Annotated in this window: 20 protein-coding genes (1 of these 20 running past the window's edge); 1 reads left to right on the plus strand and 19 read right to left on the minus strand. The window is 48.6% G+C overall.

Annotation, left to right across the window (positions count from 1 at the left end; translation table 11 throughout):
- The 11 genes from ACLIN2_RS23790 to ACLIN2_RS23840 form a co-directional block, all read right to left on the minus strand.
- Positions 1-523, minus strand: partial view of a hypothetical protein gene (locus ACLIN2_RS23790; RefSeq protein ID WP_411502336.1) — the 5' portion only. 74 nt of this gene lie to the left of the window's left edge; the window shows 523 of its 597 coding nt (coding positions 1-523); its start codon is at positions 521-523; its stop codon lies beyond the left edge, outside the window.
- Complete coding sequence (locus ACLIN2_RS23795; protein ID WP_411502337.1) at positions 520-1,353, minus strand: BtpA/SgcQ family protein; 834 nt, start codon at positions 1,351-1,353, stop codon at positions 520-522. Before ACLIN2_RS23795 ends, ACLIN2_RS23790 begins: the two co-directional genes overlap by 4 nt.
- Before the next feature lie 37 nt (positions 1,354-1,390).
- A complete protein-coding gene (locus tag ACLIN2_RS23800; protein WP_092277531.1) occupies positions 1,391-2,722 on the minus strand; it encodes a PTS galactitol transporter subunit IIC in 1,332 nt (443 codons plus the stop codon).
- 27 nt (positions 2,723-2,749) lie between these two features.
- Positions 2,750-3,025: a PTS sugar transporter subunit IIB gene (locus ACLIN2_RS23805; protein ID WP_411502338.1), complete on the minus strand. Its 276-nt coding sequence runs from the start codon at positions 3,023-3,025 to the stop codon at positions 2,750-2,752.
- Positions 3,026-3,069: 44 nt separating this feature from the next.
- Positions 3,070-3,924 carry a DeoR/GlpR family DNA-binding transcription regulator gene (locus ACLIN2_RS23810; protein ID WP_411504585.1) on the minus strand — a complete coding sequence of 285 codons (855 nt, stop codon included), beginning with the start codon at positions 3,922-3,924 and terminating at the stop codon, positions 3,070-3,072.
- Positions 3,925-4,352: 428 nt separating this feature from the next.
- Entirely contained in the window at positions 4,353-4,592 is a 240-nt protein-coding gene (locus ACLIN2_RS23815) for a hypothetical protein (protein WP_411502339.1), read from the minus strand.
- A gap of 36 nt (positions 4,593-4,628) precedes the next feature.
- Complete coding sequence (locus ACLIN2_RS23820; protein ID WP_411502340.1) at positions 4,629-5,744, minus strand: aminopeptidase; 1,116 nt, start codon at positions 5,742-5,744, stop codon at positions 4,629-4,631.
- 1 nt (position 5,745) lies between these two features.
- Positions 5,746-7,032 (minus strand): MDR family MFS transporter, encoded by a 1,287-nt coding sequence (locus tag ACLIN2_RS23825; RefSeq protein ID WP_411502341.1) that lies wholly within the window; start codon positions 7,030-7,032, stop codon positions 5,746-5,748.
- A gap of 116 nt (positions 7,033-7,148) precedes the next feature.
- A complete protein-coding gene (locus tag ACLIN2_RS23830; RefSeq protein WP_170184466.1) occupies positions 7,149-7,973 on the minus strand; it encodes a helix-turn-helix transcriptional regulator in 825 nt (274 codons plus the stop codon).
- A 102-nt stretch (positions 7,974-8,075) separates the two neighbouring features.
- The gene (locus ACLIN2_RS23835) at positions 8,076-8,639 is read right to left on the minus strand and encodes a cysteine hydrolase family protein (protein WP_411502342.1); all 564 of its coding nucleotides are present in this window, start codon (positions 8,637-8,639) and stop codon (positions 8,076-8,078) included.
- Positions 8,640-8,685: 46 nt separating this feature from the next.
- Entirely contained in the window at positions 8,686-9,732 is a 1,047-nt protein-coding gene (locus ACLIN2_RS23840; RefSeq protein WP_411502343.1) for a zinc-binding dehydrogenase, read from the minus strand.
- A 135-nt stretch (positions 9,733-9,867) separates the two neighbouring features.
- Here ACLIN2_RS23840 and ACLIN2_RS23845 point away from each other — a divergent pair, with 135 nt between their 5' ends.
- Positions 9,868-10,776, plus strand: coding sequence for an ArsR/SmtB family transcription factor (locus ACLIN2_RS23845; RefSeq protein ID WP_411502344.1), 909 nt, complete (start codon positions 9,868-9,870; stop codon positions 10,774-10,776).
- 97 nt (positions 10,777-10,873) lie between these two features.
- Here the strand turns inward: ACLIN2_RS23845 and ACLIN2_RS23850 are convergent, their stop codons facing one another.
- The 8 genes from ACLIN2_RS23850 to ACLIN2_RS23885 form a co-directional block, all read right to left on the minus strand.
- Positions 10,874-11,992: a mandelate racemase/muconate lactonizing enzyme family protein gene (locus tag ACLIN2_RS23850; protein ID WP_411502345.1), complete on the minus strand. Its 1,119-nt coding sequence runs from the start codon at positions 11,990-11,992 to the stop codon at positions 10,874-10,876.
- Between the two features lie 29 nt (positions 11,993-12,021).
- A complete protein-coding gene (locus ACLIN2_RS23855; protein ID WP_092277174.1) occupies positions 12,022-13,401 on the minus strand; it encodes a YfcC family protein in 1,380 nt (459 codons plus the stop codon).
- 107 nt (positions 13,402-13,508) lie between these two features.
- Entirely contained in the window at positions 13,509-14,819 is a 1,311-nt protein-coding gene (locus tag ACLIN2_RS23860) for a transcriptional regulator (protein WP_411502346.1), read from the minus strand.
- 80 nt (positions 14,820-14,899) lie between these two features.
- Positions 14,900-16,819: a PAS domain-containing sensor histidine kinase gene (locus ACLIN2_RS23865; RefSeq protein ID WP_411502347.1), complete on the minus strand. Its 1,920-nt coding sequence runs from the start codon at positions 16,817-16,819 to the stop codon at positions 14,900-14,902.
- A 186-nt stretch (positions 16,820-17,005) separates the two neighbouring features.
- Complete coding sequence (locus ACLIN2_RS23870) at positions 17,006-18,025, minus strand: tripartite tricarboxylate transporter substrate binding protein (protein ID WP_411504586.1); 1,020 nt, start codon at positions 18,023-18,025, stop codon at positions 17,006-17,008.
- A 52-nt stretch (positions 18,026-18,077) separates the two neighbouring features.
- Positions 18,078-19,577, minus strand: a complete 1,500-nt coding sequence (locus ACLIN2_RS23875) for a tripartite tricarboxylate transporter permease (RefSeq protein ID WP_411504587.1) — start codon at positions 19,575-19,577, stop codon at positions 18,078-18,080.
- 36 nt (positions 19,578-19,613) lie between these two features.
- On the minus strand, positions 19,614-20,102 hold the full coding sequence (locus ACLIN2_RS23880; RefSeq protein WP_411502348.1) for a tripartite tricarboxylate transporter TctB family protein: 489 nt from the start codon (positions 20,100-20,102) through the stop codon (positions 19,614-19,616).
- A 360-nt stretch (positions 20,103-20,462) separates the two neighbouring features.
- Positions 20,463-21,812 (minus strand): UbiD family decarboxylase, encoded by a 1,350-nt coding sequence (locus ACLIN2_RS23885; protein WP_411502349.1) that lies wholly within the window; start codon positions 21,810-21,812, stop codon positions 20,463-20,465.
- Between the last annotated feature and the right edge of the window lie 17 nt (positions 21,813-21,829).

Raw genomic sequence — 21,829 nt, forward strand, 5'->3', positions numbered from 1 at the left:
CAGTAGTGACTCCCCCATCTACCCACAGTTCAATGGAGGGAACAGCCATTCCTACTTGCTTCGCTTTTTCTATTATAGCAGGGATAAATTGCTGTCCCTGCCCATCCGGTTCGGCTGTCATGATCAGGACGGCATCGGCGCGGCTCAACACATATTGAAAAGGCGCAATCGTTGACTTGGGGTTAAATGCCAGCCCTGCCTTTATTCCTCGACGCTGCACAGCTTCAACAAACGAGCTGGGGTAATCCAGTGCTTCGACATGAACGAAAATCACGCTTGGTTGGCAGGCGCAGATTTCCCCCAGATAGTCGAATGGATTGGACACCATCAAGTGAAACGAAAATGGAAGGTCGGTCACTTCGCGCAGGCTTTTCACGGTTTTCATGCCAAATGTGATGTTGGGAATAAAGTGACCGTCCTCGATGTCAATATGCAGGTCTGTGTACAGAGTCGCATCCAGTCGTTTGACTTCCTCTTCCAGGCGCAGCGGGTTTGCGGACGCAATCGAGGGGGAAATGATCATCGTACCTCGGCCTCCGACTGCCATTGAGCGCGGAATGCTTTGACTTTGTCCATGAATGCTTGAACGCGATTCGGATCGACGTGATTCTCAAATTTGCCATCGACCTTGAAGGTGGTCCCGACAACAGCCCCATCTGCAATCGCGAGCTGCTGCTCCACATTCTCTAGCCGCATCCCCGTATTGGCCAGTACGACTGTGTGCGGTACGATGGCCTTTACCCTCTGCAGCAGCTGTGCATCCGTCTCGGTTCCCGCTGTCAGCCCCGAGACACAAAGCGCGTCCGGACGATTGTTAAAAACTGTGGATTTGGAGATGCTTTCGATATCACGATCAGCCATGTACTTGGCAGCCTCCGGAACGATATTAAACAACAGCTTCACCTGTTCTGCTCCGATCCGATGCTGATGCCGAATGGTCTCTCCTACATTAGTATCCCATATGCCAAAATCGCTCGCGTAGACGCCCGTAAAGATTTCACGGACGAACCCTGCTCCGGTGGCAGCAGCCAAATCTAGTGATTTTTTCGCATCCCATAGGACGTTCACCCCAAACGGTACGGTAATCTCCTTTTTCAATTCTCCAATAATCCGTGCCATTGCGGCGACCGTCTCCGTTCTTACATCCGTCAGATACGGCAGACTGAACTCATTGGAAAACATGACGGCATCGACGCCACCCTCCTGTAGGGCCAATAAGTCCTTGCGGGTCATTTCGACGACGTATTCCATTCCTTTTCCTTTGTCGTAGTACGGGTCTCCCGGCAGCGGCAGGATGTGGCACATCGCGATAATCGCCTTCTCCGTCCCGATCACATCTTTTAGCCAGGTCATTGCACGACTCCTCTCTCTCCAGCCTGTTGATGCTCCTTTATTTGGACAGCACGAGCTTTTTGCTGAATGCCAGCAAAGCCCCCACTAAGACCACAATAATCGCTACCCCCAGCGCTTGCAGTGACATCAGCTTGCTGATCACGAACGCCACCCAGTTGCCCGCGGACAGTGCAGTAATTTGCGTCGCGCCTTCTGGGAACGTAAAGCCCGTATTTTTTGCCGTATCCGTGATGATAGGGGCAAAATAGCTGGCGAACAGGAGGACAATCGCCATCATAATCGTGCCGCTGATCAGCGTGCGCACAAAATCCCCACGATGAATGGGTGTTGCCATGGAGATAAAGAAGGCTGTCGCAGCCAAATCACCCAGAGGAAGCGTGGAATTAAGAGGAAGAATCATAGCCAACACGAGAGTAATCGGTATGAGCAAAATGCCCACCGTAATGGTCGTCGGGTGTCCAAGCGTCACAGCAGAATCAAGACCGATGTAAAACTCCGAGCCTTTGAAGCGTTTTTCCATGAACGAACGCGCCCCTTCCGAGATCGGGACCAATCCTTCCATAATGACCTTAACCATCCGTGGCAATAGCAGCATCAGGGAGCCCATCGCGATGCCCAGCTCCAGAACTTTTTTCAGATCGTAGCCGACAAAGATGCCAATCAAGATACCTAAAACTAAGCCGATCATCATCGGCTCGCCCATCACTCCGAGCTTGGCTTGGATGGACGAGGTATCCGTCTTGCGATTTTGCAGTCCAGGAATCTTGTCATACAGCTTTTCCAACAGCATGTAAACAGGGACAGAAGAGATCGCATAGCCTTGCGCGACGGAGATTCCAGGGATGCCGATTTCCTTTTGGACGCGCTCTGCGGATAAGTCCGCCATCTTCAGTGCGACGATACAATGGGCTGCCGCTGCCAACAAGCCATAGACCATACTACTAGTGACAGTCATGACGACTGCACCCGTAAAAGCAAAATGCCAGTAGTTCCAGATGTCGATATTGACCGTACGCGTCTGTTTGGAGATCAGCATCAGGACGTTGACGAGAAGGGTAAAGGGAATAATCACGGCCCCCACCTTGGTAGCAAAGGCGACGCCTGCCGCTGCCGCCCATCCAGCGTCGATCACCGTTAATTGCAGATGAAATTTCTCGACGAAAATAGTAGTAATGGGGCCAATATACGTCCAAATAATGCCGAGCACGAGGTTCAAACCCACGAATCCGATCCCTACCGTGACACCTGCACGGATCGCCCGCAAAAAACTGAGTCGAAAGCAGAGACCGACAATCGCGATGATGATCGGAATCATCACCATGGAGCCAAGATCGCTAAGATAGGTAAAAACTTGCAGGATGGCTTCCATTCTTCTTCCCCCTTTTCGTCAGCACGATTATTTGAGATGCCCCAAAATCTCCTGTTCCGTCTGCTCACGCCCAATGCCGGTCAAAAAAGAGATCGCCGTCACGATTGGCTTGTCGTATCTGTTTTCCAGTTTCATGGAGGTAATGATCAGATCTGCCCTGGCCGCGTGTCCGGCAATATCCGCTACCGTGCACTGAATGATGTCCGCAGCAATCCCGTTTTCACTCAACAAATGTTTCACTCTGTCGCAAATCAATGTAGATGTCGCAATGCCTGCCCCGCAGGCGATAATCACTTTTTTCATCTGCTTCACCCTCCCAAATGAACTCGCAACGCTTCTCGTGTCTTTTATCGGAGTTCTTCTTTCCCTCCTTTCTGGACTTTTCCAGCAATGTGAACGTGAATTCCCTTCTCCTGCAGCACTTTGAGTACGCCCTTTTGCTCAATATGTCTGTCTGTGATAATGGCATCCAACACGTCCAGATTGGCAATGTGAGAAAACGCAACCTGTTCAAACTTGCTGCTGTCGGCCAATAAGATCACCTCCTTGGCTATAGCTATCATCCCTTTCTTGATGTTGAGTTCATCGATATTGGAGTTCGTAATTCCCTTTTGAATGTCGACAGCGTCTGCTCCCAGAAACACTTTATCTACGTTCAAATTTTGCAGAAGCATCTCTGTAAACGGACCGACGAGGCTGTATACACCTCTGCGCCTCTGGCCTCCCAGCACGACCAGATCAATGGCCTCGTTTTCACAAAGGCACATCGCGCTTTTGATGTCATTGGTGATGACCGTAATGTTTTTCACCTTGACCAGCTGCTTTGCCAGCATCAGCGCCGTCGAACCGCTGTCGAGCAGAATCGTCTCCCCCGGATGGATAAAGGTGAGCGCCAGCTGCGCGATCATTTCCTTGTTTTCCGCTGCTTGCCTTTCTTTTTCGGAGTGCCGAGGCTCGAAATTCGTTCCTTTGTGCAGACTTGCCGCTCCTCCATAGGTGCGAATGATTAATTGCTGTTCTTCCAGCTTCAGCAGATCTCGCAACACAGTTGGTTTCGATACATCCAACAACTCCGTCAACTCAGCAATGGAAGCAAATCCTTTTTGATTCACGTACTGTGTAATCTTTTCGTAGCGTTCCGCTTGCAGGATGGCAAACTCCTCCTCTAAAACCAGCCAGTCATGAAAGGAAAGGTTGATGATTTACTCTGACTCATTTTTATTAACTTTGATTCGATTTGATACTTACTGATTTGCAAAAAAATACCCTTACGAGATTCTAGTGTCTCGTAAGGGTAAGATTGTATTGCAAATTCCCCATTTAAGCCATCACCACGACTAGGCTTATTTGGAAAGAACTCCTACTTCTTTATAAGTTTTTGCCTCCACATCAAATTCATAAGCGGTTGAAGAAACAAACTCGTGGTTTTTGTGCTCATTAATATAGAGATTAAATCCATTTTCATGGGCTACATGGACATCAATTTCAGGATCTTTTACAGGCTCTGTTCTAAAGGAAGTAATTCTCGTTAATTGGCCTTGAAAATAGTTATAAACGCTAACGAATATAATTGATTTGTCCTTTTTATCGTGCTCAATGACCAGAAAGTCATGTGGATAGCCAAAAGCTGTTAAATACTCCCATTATCCTCCAAACAGAAGCCTTTTCCAAAAGGTAATCGTATATTTACAACAAGATTAACATTACCAAACCCCATTGGTTTATTAATTGCATATTCAGGTTCAAGTTGTTTTGTTTCCATCTTAGTACTATTGCTTTTTCCCAGTACACTGTCTGCAAAACCAGGTGTCCCTCCTAAGAAAAAGATTGAAACTAGAATTCCCGTTAGCATTAGACTCATTTTTTTCACGGTATCACCTTCCAAATTTCTCCGAGAGCATGCTTCTTATCTTAACTCTTCAGGATTTAGGCAAAATAATTCCGGAACAACGAATTTACCGTCTTTTCGTATCAGTCGGTCATCAAACCAGATTTCTCCTCCTCCGAATTCCGGTCGTTGAATTAACACCATATCCCAATGTATGGCGGAATGATTGCCATTGTATGCATCATCATAGCAATTTCCTAAGGCTACATGTAAAGAGCCATCGATTTTCTCATCAAATAAAATGTCCTTTAACGGTTTTTTAATAAATGGATTCATGCCAATAGCAAACTCCCCGATTGAGCTTGAACCTTCATCCGTCCGAAGAATTTCCCATAAGCGTGAAGTATCATTGGCAGCAGCTTTCGTAATTACTCCTTTTTCAAAGGTCAGCTGAATCTTCTCAAAAACAAACCCACTATACGGAGTTGGGGTGTTAAAAGTGATTACGCCATTCACAGAATCTTTTACTGGTGCAGAATACACTTCGCCATCAGGCAAGTTTAGTTGACCCGCACATTTAATTGCTGGCATTCCATCCATCGAAAAACGAAGGTCAGTACCGGGACCTACGATTCTTACTTGATCTGTCTGGTTCATCAGTTCTACCAATGCATCCATAGCATGATTCATTTTCTCGTAATTCATGGTACAGACATCAAAGAAAAATTGTGTAAACGCTTCTGTACTTGTTTCTGCAAGCTGTGCCATTGCTTCATTTGGATAGCGTACAACCACCCATTTCGTATGTTTTGCCCGCTGCTCGATATGCACGGGTTTGATGTAGAGTCGTTCATATTGAAGCATTTTTTGTGTCGGTATATCTGACCACTCATATAGATTGCTATTTCCCCGCACGGCAACATATCCATGCATCATGCTCATGAAACGAGAGTCGGCTTCCCCCCATAGACGTATTTGTTCTTCCGGAGCGTTCATAAGCAAGTCACGCATCACCTGTCTGTCCCGAAGGTTGATAAATGCATTCCCACCAACTTTGTGAACCTCTCGTGTAATTGCTTGTATAAGCTCGCGCGGTATATCTGTTGCCTCAATAAGAACATTTTCATTTGGTTGTGTTTGAATGGAATAATTTACGATGATTTCCGCAAGGCGTTCTATTCGGGATTGAAACATGTCAGATTCCTCCGTTCACATGAACTGTTTTTACTTTCACCTGTTCCTTTTGTGCAGCTACAAACATAGGCACCGCCAACAGTGTCATGATCATCAAAATACTAAAAACAAGCGGTCCTTGCGAAAACCCAAAATGAGTAAGAAGCACTCCGCCAAACCATGGACCCATGCTTTGTCCAATAAATTGAAAACCACTCGCACCAAAGTAAGTCCCTCGAAGATGTTCCGGTGCAATCTCTTGAATAACCATTTCTGCCATCACAAAACACAGCAATTCTCCAATCGTGAACATCACCATAGACAGAATGAGCGGTATAAGTGAATGGAACACACCGAATCCAACCAAAGAAACAGCAAAAAATACAGTGCCTATCTGCAAACAAGCCATGGAAGAAAAACGTCGGGCAAATCGTAATAAAGGCACCTGCAGTGTCACGACTGCGATTGTGTTGGTTGTGATCAGATAAGACAACAGTTGAACCCCATTGATAAATCCGGGTGCGTTTCCCATGTACTGAACAAGTGTAGATTCCATATGGGCATAAGCAGCCGTTAGGAACATCGTACCAATCAAAAAGGAACGGAACACCCTGTCACGAAGTACAACACCGAGTGCTTGCTGAAAACCAATTCGTGCTTTCTGCCCTTCATTTGCGGAAGTCATTGGGTACGTTGCTTTCAGTATGATTACCAACATCAGAAACAAGGCATATGCACTGCTAGTAATGAAAAATGGAGCTGTTGATTCAGCGCTCCCGAGGTAAACACCTGCAATCGGTCCAATTGCCGCACCGGCATTGATAGCAAAATACCGGGCATTGAAAACGGTCAGTTGATCTTCAGGTTTGGTGATATCTGAAAGTAATGCCTTAGAAGTTGGCTCGAAAATATTTCGAAAAAATCCATTTAGTGCGCTGATCAGAAAGAAACTGGTGATGGAATCAGCAAATGCATAGCCAGCAAATGTCAGGCACCACCCAAGTAAAGATAGGATTAATACCGGAAAACGTCCGTATCTGTCTGACCAAACACCTCCCAAGAAGCTACTAAAGGTACCAACCAGGAAACTTACACCAATAATGGCTCCAGTTATATCTGCGTCGATTCCCTTACTTTTGTAGAGGAATATCGCCAAGAACGGCATCGTCATGTATGTCGCTGACCTCGATAAAAAGGTCCCGGATATCATGCACCAAACGATTGGATGAAAACGAGCCATATCATTCACCTGCTCTTTCTTCGGGGAAAATTGGATTCTTTGGGTAATATAACGCACTATTTTTGACATGACTCCCCAGAAATTGTAGGTGAAAGAATAACAATTTTTGAATGCGAAAAGAAAAAAGCATTTTGATGGATTCATCCATTAAAATGCTTCATGACTAGGGGTGCTATTTGATTCTATTAGACGCTTTTTCTGAATTCGCTCGCGGTCATTCCGTACTTCTTTTTAAATAATCTTTCAAACGTGTTCAAGCTACCAAAACCTACTTCAAAAGCAATGTCCGTGACCTCACAAGAGGTTTTTCTCAATAACTGCTCAGCATGCCGAAGTCTATAGTCCGCAATGTATTGGCTAGGCGTCTGTCCGACATACTCTCTAAACAGTCGAATCAAATAATATTTGCTGATTCCAGAAGCGTTCGACAAAGTATCTAGATCCAACTCATTGGAAAAATCGTCGTGTATATAATCCATGGCTTTTCGCAAAGAGGGGTGGTCATTATAGGAAGCCTCCATTCTCCAATCCTTGGAATGGGTCCCTCTCGTGTGTGAAAAAAGTAAAGATGCCAGCTCGTACTCAAACTCTTGTAGCTCTTCTAGATGAAGAGAACTATCCAGGGTATGTTTCATCATGCGGGTAACCATTTTTTTAAAGCCTTCCGCGGAGCCTTCGACCCAAGGTGAAAATTCGAGCCGCTCCACAGTCCGCTCGAGCCGCTCTGCCAACACTCTCTCCAAGAATGACTTTTTCAAGTTGATCAGTAATAGCCTCGATCCCGCTTCATTCGAATAATGATAGTGTTTTTCATCAGGAGAAGTAATACACCACCATCTTTCTTGAAACTTTCGATCCTGGTTATTGATTTGAATGAAAGGAGTTCCAATAAGCGGAATGCTTAGCTGAAAATCTGATCCATGACCATGAATTTTGGGATCCGCTGTTTTCGGGGAAAATTGAATCATCATCAGCTTGCTTTGCTCTAGATTTAATTCGAACAGTTTCATTGCTACTCCCCCAGCCATACTCTTTGCAAAGCACAGGTACCACGATCGGTTTTACCCATAGTAACGATTATACTCTGTGCATCCGAAAGATTGATTCACTTTTTACAATTCCTGCATATTCCCGTTTGCAAGCTGAGAGAACACATCATTGGACATTTTTACAGCAATGCGTCTTTCTTTTGCAAATGTGTTACTGAGGGTACGGTTATGATGTTGAATGATGCTTGCTGCAGAGATGACTCCATCAGCGGTCGTATGGCCGTCTTCTACTAACGTCACATCAAAGCCTAACGCTATGGCGCTGCGACAAGTCGAATCGACACAATACTCGGTCCTCACTCCCACAACTACCAAGGTAGAAACGCCCCGTCGCTTCAAATCATTCCTCAATGAAGTTTGATAAAAGGCATCTGCAAACTGCTTGTGAATAATGATATCTGCTTTGCGTGGAATGATACCCACAGCAAACTTCCAAAATGGCGTCCCCCTCTCCATCAGTCCCCCTGACTCCCCCTCGTGTTGGATATAGAAGATAGGGATATTTTCCCTCTCTGCCTTCCCTATCATTTTTTGGATAATGTTCAGGGTCTCGTCTTTCTTATAGGTTCCGAAAAGCGGTCCAACTTGGGCATCGATCACAACCAGTGCTGTTTGCTGATCTTGCATCTTTCGCTCTCCCCCGGATTTGATTTGATTTTCAGGAATTTTTCGATCAATCCATATGAATCGCAATCTTGCCGAAATGAGAACCACTCTCTAGATACTCCACCCCTTGCAATGAGTCTTCCAGCGAGAACACTTTTGAGATGACAGGACGTAGTTTGGCATTACTAAAAAACCGTACCGCAGAGACCAACTCAGAATATGTATGCATGGCGGTGCCAACTAGCGATACTTGTCTAATCATCAGATGATAGGTGTCCAACGTAAAGGTTCTTCCCGTAACAAATCCATAATTTACTACCCTACCTAAATCCCGTACCGACTGAATCGCTATAGGCATTGTTTTGGAACCACCGCCATCTACGACCAGATCCACCCCATTTCCATTTGTTAAGTCTATCACACGTTCCACGACATCCTCGCTCTGGTAGTTGATTCCCGCAGCAGCCCCGAGAGCCATTGCTTGTTTCAATTTCTCATCTGACGACGAAGTGACAATCACTCTTGCCCCCATAGAAACAGCGATCTGCAAAGCAAATAACGCAACTCCCCCACCAATTCCTTGAATCAGGACGTTTTCACCTGGTTGCAGCCCTCCACGGGTAATTAACGCCCGCCAAGCGGTACCCAGTCCCATTGACAAAGCAGCTGATTCTTTCACATCCAAGTGTTCAGGCTTTGGTATTAATAGTTTGGCAGGAACAGCAACGTATTGTGCAACTGTCCCATTTAACCCAGTGCTCCCCATGATGTTCCCTTTTAAACAAGCCACATTTTGCCCGAGCAAACATGCTGAACAAACACCACAATAAGCAAGCGAGCTCCAAATAACTGGATCCCCGATGCTCCAGCTCCTAACATTTGATCCGATGGACTCAACGATACCTGCGCCATCCGCTCCCACTGCATAGGTGGACACAGGAAAGCTCGCATCCTGCTCCCTCATCCTTTTATAAAAAAGCGGCATGTTCAAGTCCCTATGATTCAAAGCCGCTGCATGAACTTTTACTAAGACTTCATCTGGACCGATTTGAGGGATGGGTAACTCCCCTTTGGAAAAGGTTAATGTTCTTTCATCGACTAACAAGGCTTTCATGCAAAACACCACTTTCCGTTTTCTTGAACCGATAGTTAAGTTCGTTACAAAACGAACTAAAACCTTGATTCGATTATAGGAGAGTGCTACTATTTTGTCATTCCTTTTTTTCAAAGTTCGAGGAGGAACGAACTCATGACTTATTCGGTAGAAGTTTCCTTTGCTCCAGCCAATGAACTGATTACCAGTTTTTATACCTTTCTTTGCACAAAGGCACACAAAAGATTGGAATTAGGTCCAAACTGGGTAAAGAACACAACTGAACAATTATCGGAGCGCTTTGCAGCCGAATTGAAAGAGCTTGAATATTGGAGTGATTGGGGGCAATTGCAACTTTTAGTTTGGCAGTGTCCCAAAAAAGAAACGACGACTCAGTTTCTACTTTGGCTGGAGAGTTTATCTGTAGGGGAACTCTTTGAGCGGCTTTCTCCTTGGATTTCTACTTTTCCCGAGGATCTAGGGGTTGTTAGAGACAGAGTAAGCTACTTTCTTTCCGAATGGGACCAGCAGTATTTTCAATCCGTATCATCTATGATTGTCGATCCGTTGATAACCGATGCAAACGAGAAGCTCCAATGGAAAGCAGCACGCGGACCGGTGGAGTTAATAGAGCTTGCTACCAACGGACTGTATTTTGAACCGGTTGATCAAGCACACCGTGTGCTGCTGATCCCGCAATATCACTCTCAGCCCGTTACGTTGCTCCATTGCTACCGAGGAATTACCGTCTGTCAATATTCTTCCGATCTATTACCTGTAATAGAAGATAATTTGCCTTCCCCCTCGTTATACCGCCTTACACGTAGCTTAGCAGACAAGACCCGCCTGCAAATTCTGCACTATCTGAAGTCCGGACCCAAAAGCTACATGGAAATTGTGAATCATATGCAGATGGCCAAAAGCACGATCTATGAGCATACATTGAATCTACGCTCTGCCGGTCTGATTCGAGGTCATGTTCTTGGTTCAAGCGTGGTTTCGTATAGCTTGCGTGAAGAAGCGCTTGATTGGATGAATGACCAACTCAAAGCATACCTGAAATGATTGCGTATTCTAGTAGGCATAAAAAAGGCAGCGGATCCATGTCCCCAATCAAAAAAAGAGCGCAGGGCTCAGATCCCGCGCTCTTTCTCCTTCTCTTCTACTTTTCCCCGGAAATGACAGCGGTCATCTGCGTCAGTTCCGCGATGGTCTGCTCGTTGACGTCGAGTCCCAGGCCCGGTCGATCTGTCAGCCTGATCGTTTTCTTCTCATATGGGAACTCAGCTACATCCCGTGCGAACATGAAAGGTCCGACCAGCTCGTTGGAAATAATCGCCTTTTTCGCCGCAGACAAATGGGCGCCTGCCGCGCTGGCGACGGCGGATTCGACCATCGATCCGACCTGACATTCCATGCCGACCATTTCGGCCTGGGCAACCAGCTTCAGTGCGGGATAGATGCCCCCGCATTTCATCAGCTTGATGTTCAGCTTGTCAGCAGCCTGCTTGACGATCGTTTCTCGCATTTCGCGGTCTCCGTGCACGCCTTCATCAATCATCACCGGGATGTGAATCTGGCGGCGAATCTCAGCCAGCGCTGTTATGTCATCCGCGACCACCGGCTGTTCGATCCAGTCGATATTGCAGTCCTTTACCTGCTCCAGCACCCACATGCTCAGCGCCTTGTTTCTCCACCCCTGATTGGCGTCGACCCGCAGCTGTACTTTGTCCCCAATCGCTTTTCGCACCGCCTTGATTCTTTCCACGTCAACGGCTGGATTTGTTCCAACTTTGATCTTGATCGTGCTGTATCCGTCTTTGAGTGCCTCTGCAGCCTGCTGTGCCATGACCTGCGGCTCCAAAATGCTGACGACAAACGGGACAGCCATGACTTCGTGATAGCGCCCTCCGATGAGGTTGTAGACAGGCTGACCAGTCGCTTTGCCCATGATGTCATAGCAGGCTAGATCGATCGCTGCTTTGGCGGAGGGAGAACCGTAAATCGTCTCCGCCATTTTCTCGTGAAGATGCTCGATTGCAAACGGGTCTTCCCCGATCACGAGCGGTGCCAGATGATGAACGAGTGTGCTGTACGTGCTCTCCCATGTCTCTCCCGTCACATGCTGGTCGGGAGTCGCTTCTCCGTACCCAGTGATCCCAGTATCTGTCTCCACTTTGACCAGCAGTGTGGGCATGTCGTAGTACGTTTCGTAAGCCACGATAAAGGGCCGAATCAGGGGAAGCTTGATGCCTGAGACGGTAATCGATGTAATTTTCACTGTGGATCCGCCTTTCTATTTACAAGGACTCACTGATAGCCAATCAAGTGCGCAATCGTCACGAAAACGGCACCTAAGATATAGTGGCAGATGATCAACGGCAGCAGCCACTTGGCCCATTTCACCCATGAGACGCCCGCCAAAGCGAGACCTGCCATGAAATAGCCGGAAGTCGGCGTGAAAATGTTGGAGATCCCGTCTCCTAACTGAAAAGCAAGTACAGCTGTTTGACGCGTCACACCAACCAGGTCGCCAAGCGGAGCCATGATTGGCATGGTGACAGCAGCCTGTCCACTGCCAGATGGGATAATATAGCTGATCAGACATTGCACGATGTACATCCCGATCGCAGTCAGACTGGTCGGCAGGGAGCCTACCGCATTTGCCAGTCCGTACAGAATGGTATCCATGATCTTGCCATCCTGCAAAACGACGAGAATCCCACGAGCGACCCCGACAACCAATGCTCCCATCACCAGCGTACGGCAGCCTTCGATGAACGCCTCCGCAATATCGTTTAACGACAGCTTGGAAACAATCCCCATCAGAACACCCATCAAAAGGAACAAGCCAGCGATTTCCGTCAGGTACCAGCCGAGCTTTGAAACTCCAATCGCCAGTACGACCAGCGTAGCCAAAAGGATCGTCAAAACCAGCTTCTGTCTCCCGGTCAAGCCGACAAACTGCTCGGTAGGCGACTGCTTTTCCTTCAGTGTCAGATCGCTGTCGTAAGTAATGCTGCTCTTCGGATCCTTTTTCACTTTATCTGCATAACGCATCACAAACCAGATGCTGACCCCGACAAACACCACCCACATAATCAAGCGCAGACCCAATCCCGAAAATACCGGGATCTGCGCAATCCCTTGTGCGACCCCGACGGTAAATGGATTCATAAAGGCAGAGGCAAAGCCTGCGGAAGTACCGAGCAGAACGACAGCAGCCCCGGTCATCGAGTCAAAGCCAAGCCGCAGCATGAGCGGTACGAGAATGGTGATGTACGGAATCGTTTCCTCCGCCAGACCCAGCATCGCTCCACCTAGCGCAAAGAACACCATGAGCACCGGAATGATGAGCTTTTCCCTGCCCGCCATCCTTTTCGAGATACTCCCTACAGCGCCTTCAATGACATTCGTCGAGCGCAAAATACCGAACGAGCCACCTACAATAAAAATGTAAAAGATAATGTCCGCTGCCCCGGTCATCCCCGTATAGACCGCTTGAAAGACATCCATGAAGCCTGCTCGATCTGCTTCGACTGGATGATAGCTGCCATCCACGGCGATCATGCGGCCATTGGCATCTTCTGCCCGATCATACTCACCAGGCGTTACCACGTACGTAGCGATTGCCGCTAGTAAAATAACGGAAAACAAAATAACAAAAACGTGAGGTACTCTTGAAGCCATGTCGGAATCCCCCCTTATTTTTCATCCATTATCGACAAACGTCGTTATCTTGTCGCTAATTATTAAAAAATATAACGAAAAATAAACACGGCAGTCAAGAGAATTTTCTAAAAATTGATTCGGTAAACGGCTCTTGGTCTTCCCTGACGATAAGGCTGCTCCTCGCCAACAGGTACGATAAACTGATGATTCACCATTTTCTTCAAAACGCGCTCCGCACTTCTCCTGCTCAGCTGCAAATATTCCGCGAGATCCGTTGCGGTAAAGCTGTTTTCTCTACGCAGTTTAATGAACGCAGATAGCTTGCTGATCGTCGCCACACTCATCCCTGTTTGCTCGGCCACGTGCAGCAAATCCCGATTTTCGCTCTTCAAATGAAAGGTCTTGCTGTTTGCACTCAAGGGACCGATGACCTCTTTTTCGTGAGTGACCAGAAACGCGCTGCTGTTTCTCTCTTGCTTTCGAGCATGAAACAACCCGATCCGTGCGTGAGCTTCCGCCTCTTTTGCCGTCATGCCAAAGCCAAACCCCATACTGATGCTCACGCCAAATAGATCCTCCATGTTTCCCATCGCAGGCATTTGCGTGAAGTTGCGTGTCATTTGTTCAATGCTTCCTCTGGTCCCATAAATGATAAATTGGTCCAAGCCGAGCTGCTGGATCGAGGCATCCGTCTCTTTCCCTAAATCAAGCAGCATCTGCTGCAGCATAATTCCTGCGTTCGGCTGAGTGCCGCCTCCTTCCTCCAGCTGGTTGATCGCCGCCAGCCCGACCGCGATTTGGGCATTCTCGCTGATCATCAGCTGTCCGAAGTGAGCTGCTCTCGCCACCGTTTCGCGAATGCTCTTTTCCGGTACGATCATATTGATACACGGGATGTCTAGCAATCGCAGCCGTTCATAGACATAATCGACGCTGGTCAGAATCAGATTGCTCCTGCCGCACTCGAAGTTTTCACGATGGAAACGGATCATATCCTCGGGATCAAAAGGCGTGCCCTCCCCATCGACGATTTGGCTGTAATCTTTCACGTGCCAGCCGCTGCTATCCAGCTGCCATTCTGCAACCGCTTGCTCCAAATACCGCTGTTTGGGAGTATCCACGGATAAAAAGCGCAAACCTTCCTCGCGGTTCAGCAAGATATGACCGAGGTTCAAGGTGAGCGTATACTCATCTGAGGGAATATAGACAGAAGGCAGCTGCTGCTTTCGGGTAGAACGTCTTGTCCCATAATAATAGGGAAGCGGCCCCGCAAACAGCAGCACGTCGCAGTCTTGAATTTGCTCCACCAGCGTCTCGCACTCCATTGGATTCCGATATATGTATGTCGTGAATTTAATGTCGTTGAAATGTTCCGCGTGCGCCGTAATACGCGGGGCAAAGTCCTCAGGTGTAATTACGGCTACTCGTATCAACATGAATGCCTACCGCCTTCCATCCAGCTTGCGTCAGTCACTACAGCAAATATTTTTTAATTATAACAGAAAATTAAAATCATTCACATATCTTCTATTGGCAATAAGACGGTTACGGTAGTCCCTTTCCCTACTTCACTTTCGAATTGCATGACACCCTTGTGATGCTGAATGATTTTTTGGGTAATCATCATGCCCAGTCCCGTGCCCTGCTCTTTCGTGGTGTAGAAGGGATCCCCGATCTTATCCAGCTTTTCTTTCGGAATCCCGCAGCCTTCATCGGTAAAGGAAAGAGAGAGATGCTGGGCGCGTCTTTGCGAAGCGATTTTCATTTTTCCGCCGTCCTTCATCGACTCAATCCCGTTTTTCATGATGTTGACGAAGACCTGCTTCAACTGATTCTCATCACAAAAAATAGGAGGCAGCTCGCTTTCCAAAGACAGCTCGATCTCCACGGCACTCATATTGGCCTGCGATTCCAACAGCAAAGCCACATCGTTTACGATCTGGTTGACGCATCTTTGCTCAAATCGCTCCGGCTTGGGCTTGGCTAATACAAGCAGCTCTCCCGAGATCAGCTGTATTCGCTCCAGCTCGCCCTTCATAATGTCAAAGTAGCTTTGGTCCGCTGTGGGGAACTGATGCTGGAGCAGCTGGGTAAAGCCTTTCAAAGAGGTCAGCGGATTGCGCACCTCATGGGCGACTGCTGCTGCCAGCTGTCCTACTGCTGCCAGCTTTTCCGACTGCCGCAGGATTTCATCCGTCTGCTTTTGCCCAGAGGTATCTCGCCAGATCGTGAAATAGCCTGTCACCTCTCGATTCACGATGATGGGAATATTGTGTGTCGCCACTTCGATCAGATGTCCCTCTTTATGTACCAGCTTTGAGGATAAAGTAAACGGAGCGCCTTCTTTGACAGAAGAGTCCCAAATCCTTCCTGCTTGCGCCACTTCGTCTTCCCCAAGCAAATCGCTATACGAGAGCTGCAGCAGCTCTTCTTTTCGATAGCCTGTCATTCGTTCAAACACCGGATTGACCTCGATGTACGCACCAGTCAAATCAATCGCCGTTACTCCATCCGCGTTGTACGTCATCAGCGACTGATACCGTTGCTGGCTTTCGATCAGCAATTGCTCTGTACGCTTCTGCTCCGTGATGCCCTGAATAATCCCAAACATTTTCGTCGGGTCGGCTTTATCTGGATTGACCTCACGTTGGGACAGCACGATGCGTTCTTCTCCATCTGGACGCAAAATCCGATATCTCACACGCAGGGGATGACCATGACGCGCGCCGTTTATTTGCTGCGTGATATCCTGGGCAATCCCGTACACGCCAACGATTGATCCCTCGACTATGATCGGCATGTTCGTAAACTTCATCCGGATGATTTCACCCGTTTTTGTCCGAATCCTCGCTTCGAATCGCTGCGAAGCTCCTTTCGCTGCCGCTTCAAAGCATTGTTTCGTTTGCGGCAAATCCTGTGGATGAATGTGCATGTGAAAATGCTGGTTCACAAGCTCCGTCCGGGAATATCCGGTCAATCTCTCTGTTGCTGGATTTACGTTTATGTAATAGCCCGATAGATTCATGGCGTAAATGGCATCGGGATGCTGTTCAAAGAGCGAGTGGTAATACTGCTTTTCCAGCTTCACATTTTGTTCAAAAGCTGCGACTTCCCGAAACAATACATAGATCCCTTCCTCGGACGGAAAGGCTTTTACTTCAAACCACGCCTGCAATCGTTGTGAATATTCAATAAAAAAAGCTTCCACCCGACTCTCGGATACTTGACGGAGCTGCGCAAAAAATTCCGGCTCATTGAAGCGCCAATGCTCATAGACGTTTGTCCCGAGCTGTACGTCGCGTTCGCTAGTTAATAGGAGACTTCCTTTCGTATTCACATGAAGGACGTTCCAATGGCGGTCAAAAGAAATAAATCCATCACTGATATTTTCTAGAAATTGTTGCTTATATCGTTCCCACACTCCTGGCAGCGCCATTTTCTCCCCCCTCTAACGATGCTTCTATCTATCTTTTTCCTGTTCATTTTTATCCATCATTATGGACTTCTGTAAAATACTGAAAAATCCTCTTTATCCCACCCTTTTACGACCTTTTCCGTCCACGTCCAAAAAGAGCTGCCATTCATTTGAACGGCAGCCCGGCTATTTCATTCTGGAAAAATCTTATTTGCGAATGTCCTTTTTGGTGGCTAGATCGGTGTAATACTCCGTCTCTTGATTGACATCCTGGATAAAATCAGCACTTTTCGCATAGGCGGCTTCCACCTGGATTTCCGACAGCTTCTTCGCGAACTCTGGATCCTGCTCCATCTTGGCAATCGATTCCTGCCATTTTTCCACGACGTAATCAGGCGTTCCTTTGGCAAACGATACTCCCGTCCACCAGAAAACAGTCAGTCCTTTGATTCCCAGCTCCTCTGCCGTAGGAACATCTGGCAGGAAGGGGCTTCTCTTTGTGCCGGATACCGCGAGAATTTTCACCTTGCCAGCCTGCACCATCGGCATGATCTCTCCTACCGTATGCACGGCCAAAACCGCATGTCCTCCTGCCACTTTTGGTACGGAATCCGAAGCACCCTTGGTCACAATCATCCTCGACTTGGAAAAATCAGCGCCGATGGTGTCCATCCATTCCGCTACGCCAAAGGCAGAAAATCCTGCTGGCCCAACCGATGTCCAGGTCAATTGCTCAGGGCTTTCTTTGACCCATTGGGAAAACTCGGCGAAATCCTTCCAGGGAGCGTCCGCCTTGACTGCAAAAGCCAGCGTTCCTTTCCCAATCCGTGCTGCATAAATCTGATCCTCATTTTTCACCGGTGAATTTACCATCCCAGCCGTCAGCATCGTCGTATTCGAGACGTTGACCGCCAGCGCTGTGTAGCCATCCGGCTTTGCCTGCTTCAATGCATACTCCGCTCCGACTGCTCCCCCTCCGCCTGCTTTGTTCACGACAACGATGGGCTGCCCCCACTCTTTGCTCAAATAGTCTGCTGTTGCCCTCGCGACCAGATCGACGCCGCCACCTGCGGAGTAAGGCACGATATACTCAATTTGTTTGGTCGGATATGGTGGTGCTGCAGGAGCTTGTGCAGCAGGTGCCGGCTTCGGAGCACTTTGTTCAGCAGGGGGAGCTTCCCTTGCGCCACATGCACTGATCGAGACCGCCATCAAAAAAGACATCATCACCGTTGCCCATTGCTTATATGCTTTCAACCCTGACTCCTCCTGTACTTGACTAGCTTGCGACATCGATCCCATGCGCCTGCTCTTCCCTTACCCGTTTGTTGGTCCTTCTGTTCAGCAGGATGGAAATCACCAGCAGCGCGGCGGCGGCAACCAAAATCACCAATGAAATCGGTCGACTCCAAACAATCGCTATGTTGCCTGCTCCCATCGCCATCGTCTGAATGAAGGACTCCTCCAGAAGAGGACCCAAAATAAAGCACAGGACGAGTGGGACGACAGGCCATTTGTATTTATGAAATAAGTATCCAAGTGCCCCAAACAAAAAAGCGGTGCCAACGTCAAACAGGCTGTTTCGCACGCTGTATGCCCCAATCGTGCAGAACATCAGGATGATCGGTGCCATAATCCCGTAGGGCACTCGTGTCAGCTTTACCCACACCCATACCATGGGCAAATTCAGGATCAGGAGCATGGTGTTGCCTACGAACATGGAAGCGACGACCGTCCAGACAAACGGAGCATGCTGCTCGAACAGCACAGGTCCCGGTGTGAGACCATAAATCATCAAGCCCGCAAGCAGGATCGCCAGTGGGGGTGAAGAGGGGATTCCCAGCGAGAACAGGGGAATAAAGCCTGCGCTGCTTGTTGCGTTATTGGCAGCCTCCGGAGCAGCGACTCCTTCAATCGCACCGTTGCCAAAACGCTCCGGATGCTTGGATACCTTTTTCTCCAGATCGTAGGCGAGAAAGGCGGTAATCGCCGCAGAGCAGCCTGGCAGCAGCCCGAGAAAGAAACCGACCAGCCCTCCCCGAAGCATCGGCGCCGCACTTTTCATCAGCTCTTCTTTGCCTGGATAGACGCTTCCCGTTTTGGCAATGGTTGCTCCCGAGCGCCTTTCCTCGATTCCTTTCAATACTTCCGTCACAGCAAAAAGCCCTATAATGATGCTGATCATATCAAAACCGCCCATCAGCTGTGAGACGCCATAATCAAATCGGGGCATACCGGACGAGGGACCCAAACCGACCAGCGAGAGCGCGTAGCCGAATGCCCCCATTAAAAATGACTTGATTAAAGAACCTCCTGACAAGCTGACCATCAGTGTGAGGGCGAGCAGCATGAGCGCAAAATACTCGGGAGGCCCAAACTTTAAAGCCTGATCTGCCAAAATCGGCGCAAAAAAGACCAGACCGATCACACCCAGCACCCCAGCGCCGAATGAGGCGATCGCCGATATCCCCAAGGCTGGGCCACCTTTCCCTTTCTTTGCCAGCGGATATCCGTCCAGACATGTAGGCACGGATGATATCTCTCCCGGAATATTGAGCAAAATAGCTGTCGTCGACCCTCCGTACATCGCTCCGTAGTAGATGCCCGCTAGCATGATGATGCCCTGTGTCGGCTCAAGTACCCCGGTCAATGGCAGCAAAATCGCGATAGCTGAAGTGGGGCCGAGGCCGGGCAGCACTCCTACAAAGGTTCCTACCAAGGCACCCACCGCAGCCATGAGCAGATTCTCCAGCGACAGCGCTGAAGAGAACCCATCCATCAAAAGCTGAATGGTATCCACGGTTCTCCCCTCCTTTCAATCAAAAAAAGATCCACGCGAAAAAGTAATTTGCAGCCAATAGATAAACACCACATACAAGCATCCGGTGAGCAGAATGGAAAAGAAGAGAGAAGTCAGCCATCGATAGAATCCGATCAGGCGAAACAAAACAAAGGAAGCCAGCAGAGTAGCCAGTACGTAACCAAACCAATCCAGCAGCCATACGTAGAGAAAAAGGGTAACAAAGCAAAGGATCAACCGCGATGTTTCCCTGTTCCCCGCCAGCGACTCGGGGTCATGGGCTGCGCCTTCTCCCTCTCCGATCTTGGCCCGAAACGATTGGAACAGCAGGGCTGCGCCAAGCACGACAAACACGATCGCCAATAGAAACGGCAACGTATGATCTCCGACGTACACGGAATCGGCATAGCTCTCCAGCCGATAAGCCTCCCTGCTCACGATGAAACCGAAAGCTATGCACAGGAGCGACGCGATCAGGTCAGGCAGGTTTCTCGGGCGTATCACCTCATCACCTCTTTAATTCATTCCTATCTGTACAAAAAGCTATCAACAGCCTATGCACAAATGCCCATTGTGTGCGTAGGCCATGCACGGACAGAAAAAACCGCCCGGGGTGCACTACCCGGACGGTCTCTTCGACGATCGACTATTTTTCAGCTAACATGTAGTCCATCCCATGTGACACGAGGACAAACAGCCCAAACAGAAAGGCCAATCTGGGGCGCCCCGCCGCATATAGGGCGGCTGCGGCTGCCCAGCGCCCAATTGACCCATGTAGAGGAATGAAATTGAAATCCCCAATACCCACCGTCATTCCAAAAAAAGGCCTGAGCGAATAGAGGACTTAAGAGTGATGCCTCCTCATTATTTCAAGTAATCCTCCAATTTGATCTCGTCGTACTGAGGAATCCTTATGCGAAGATACCGCATAGGTTCGCTGTTTAAGGGTACGGTGCAGTCAAATCCTAGCTTCGAACCCACTCCTTCGTTCGTAGAAGGGTCCAATTTAGATCCCTGTGCCCCATGAATGACGACCAAGTCTCGTTCCGCCTGAAAACGGGTGGCGATGGCCCATTCGACTTCTTCCATGTCATAGATATCCACGTCTTCATCGACGACAACCACATGCTTAATATCGAAACTGTTTGCAAGCGCGGCCAAGATCGCGTTTTTCGCCTCCCCCTCGTTTCGTTTGCTGATCGAGACGATCGCATGGTAACGGCAGGTCCCCCCAGAACTCATGTGGACAGCCTTCACACTCGGAACCGTTTGCCGGACGGTTTGGAACAGACTGGCCTCGCGCGGAATCCCGCCCAGCAGCAAATGCTCATAAGCAGCCGGCACAATCGTGTAAAATATCGGATTGTTGCGGTGGGTAACCGCCGTGATTTCCACTACCTCCTTGTCGCTCTTCGGGCCGTAGTATTTGGGAAATTCACCGAACGGCCCTTCCGGCTCCCGGACATGAGGTAGTATCCTGCCTTCCAGTACAATCTCCGCAAAAGCAGGAACATCGATGTCGACCGTTTCACACCTCACTACTTCCAGCGGTTCATTGCGCAGGGCACCGGCTATCTCCAGTTCATCCACACCGAACGGCGTACTCGCTTGCGACGCCAGCAGCGTGGCCGGATCCACGCCGATGACGATAGCGCATTCAAGTGGTCTTCCCGCCTCCTCTGCCTGTTTGTACAGATGAAAGGTGTGCCGTGGCAGAAGCAAGGCCCCCAGGCGATTCTTCCCCGATACTTGCAGACGGTGAATGGACACATTTTGCTTCCGAGTGACTGGGTCGCGCACGATAAAAAGACCGGCGGTGATGTAGTTGCCCGAGTCTTTCTCATGATGCACTGGAATCGGAAACATCCTTATCAGATCTATTTCTTTTAATACGATGTTTTCCTTTACCGGAGCTTCCCCGTTTTGCACCTGCCTGCAGGGGAGCGGGGAATTGACGGCATCTGTAAATTTGGGTATCAACCCAAACTGATCCGTTTCCAAAGCTTCCGCAAATTGCTCTCTCGTCGAGCAAATGCCGGAAACAACGGGAACCCGATAATCCTCCACCCGAGTGAAGTAGGCTGCTTTTCTCCCATCCAATTTTTTGGCGACGGCGGCAATCTCATACTCCAGATGAACCTGTTTTTCAATGACAGCAAGCCGGTCTGTTGATTGAAGATATTCCAGCCACGTCCGCAACGTTTTTGCCCTCATGTCGAGTGGTGTCCCCC

Source organism: Brevibacillus centrosporus (genome assembly GCF_046622605.1).
GTDB lineage: Bacteria > Bacillota > Bacilli > Brevibacillales > Brevibacillaceae > Brevibacillus > Brevibacillus centrosporus.

Excerpts from the sequence above, each read along its gene's own strand:
- ACLIN2_RS23825 (WP_411502341.1), bottom strand. The coding sequence starts at position 7,032 with ATGTCAAAAATAGTGCGTTATATTACCCAAAGAATCCAATTTTCCCCG.
- ACLIN2_RS23865 (WP_411502347.1), bottom strand. The coding sequence starts at position 16,819 with ATGGCGCTGCCAGGAGTGTGGGAACGATATAAGCAACAATTTCTAGAA.
- ACLIN2_RS23800 (WP_092277531.1), bottom strand. The coding sequence starts at position 2,722 with ATGGAAGCCATCCTGCAAGTTTTTACCTATCTTAGCGATCTTGGCTCC.
- ACLIN2_RS23805 (WP_411502338.1), bottom strand. The coding sequence starts at position 3,025 with ATGAAAAAAGTGATTATCGCCTGCGGGGCAGGCATTGCGACATCTACA.
- ACLIN2_RS23845 (WP_411502344.1), top strand. The coding sequence starts at position 9,868 with ATGACTTATTCGGTAGAAGTTTCCTTTGCTCCAGCCAATGAACTGATT.
- ACLIN2_RS23840 (WP_411502343.1), bottom strand. The coding sequence starts at position 9,732 with ATGAAAGCCTTGTTAGTCGATGAAAGAACATTAACCTTTTCCAAAGGG.
- ACLIN2_RS23860 (WP_411502346.1), bottom strand. The coding sequence starts at position 14,819 with ATGTTGATACGAGTAGCCGTAATTACACCTGAGGACTTTGCCCCGCGT.
- ACLIN2_RS23820 (WP_411502340.1), bottom strand. The coding sequence starts at position 5,744 with ATGTTTCAATCCCGAATAGAACGCCTTGCGGAAATCATCGTAAATTAT.
- ACLIN2_RS23795 (WP_411502337.1), bottom strand. The coding sequence starts at position 1,353 with ATGACCTGGCTAAAAGATGTGATCGGGACGGAGAAGGCGATTATCGCG.
- ACLIN2_RS23875 (WP_411504587.1), bottom strand. The coding sequence starts at position 19,577 with ATGGATGGGTTCTCTTCAGCGCTGTCGCTGGAGAATCTGCTCATGGCT.
- ACLIN2_RS23830 (WP_170184466.1), bottom strand. The coding sequence starts at position 7,973 with ATGAAACTGTTCGAATTAAATCTAGAGCAAAGCAAGCTGATGATGATT.
- ACLIN2_RS23855 (WP_092277174.1), bottom strand. The coding sequence starts at position 13,401 with ATGGCTTCAAGAGTACCTCACGTTTTTGTTATTTTGTTTTCCGTTATT.
- ACLIN2_RS23885 (WP_411502349.1), bottom strand. The coding sequence starts at position 21,812 with ATGAGGGCAAAAACGTTGCGGACGTGGCTGGAATATCTTCAATCAACA.
- ACLIN2_RS23870 (WP_411504586.1), bottom strand. The coding sequence starts at position 18,025 with ATGATGTCTTTTTTGATGGCGGTCTCGATCAGTGCATGTGGCGCAAGG.
- ACLIN2_RS23835 (WP_411502342.1), bottom strand. The coding sequence starts at position 8,639 with ATGCAAGATCAGCAAACAGCACTGGTTGTGATCGATGCCCAAGTTGGA.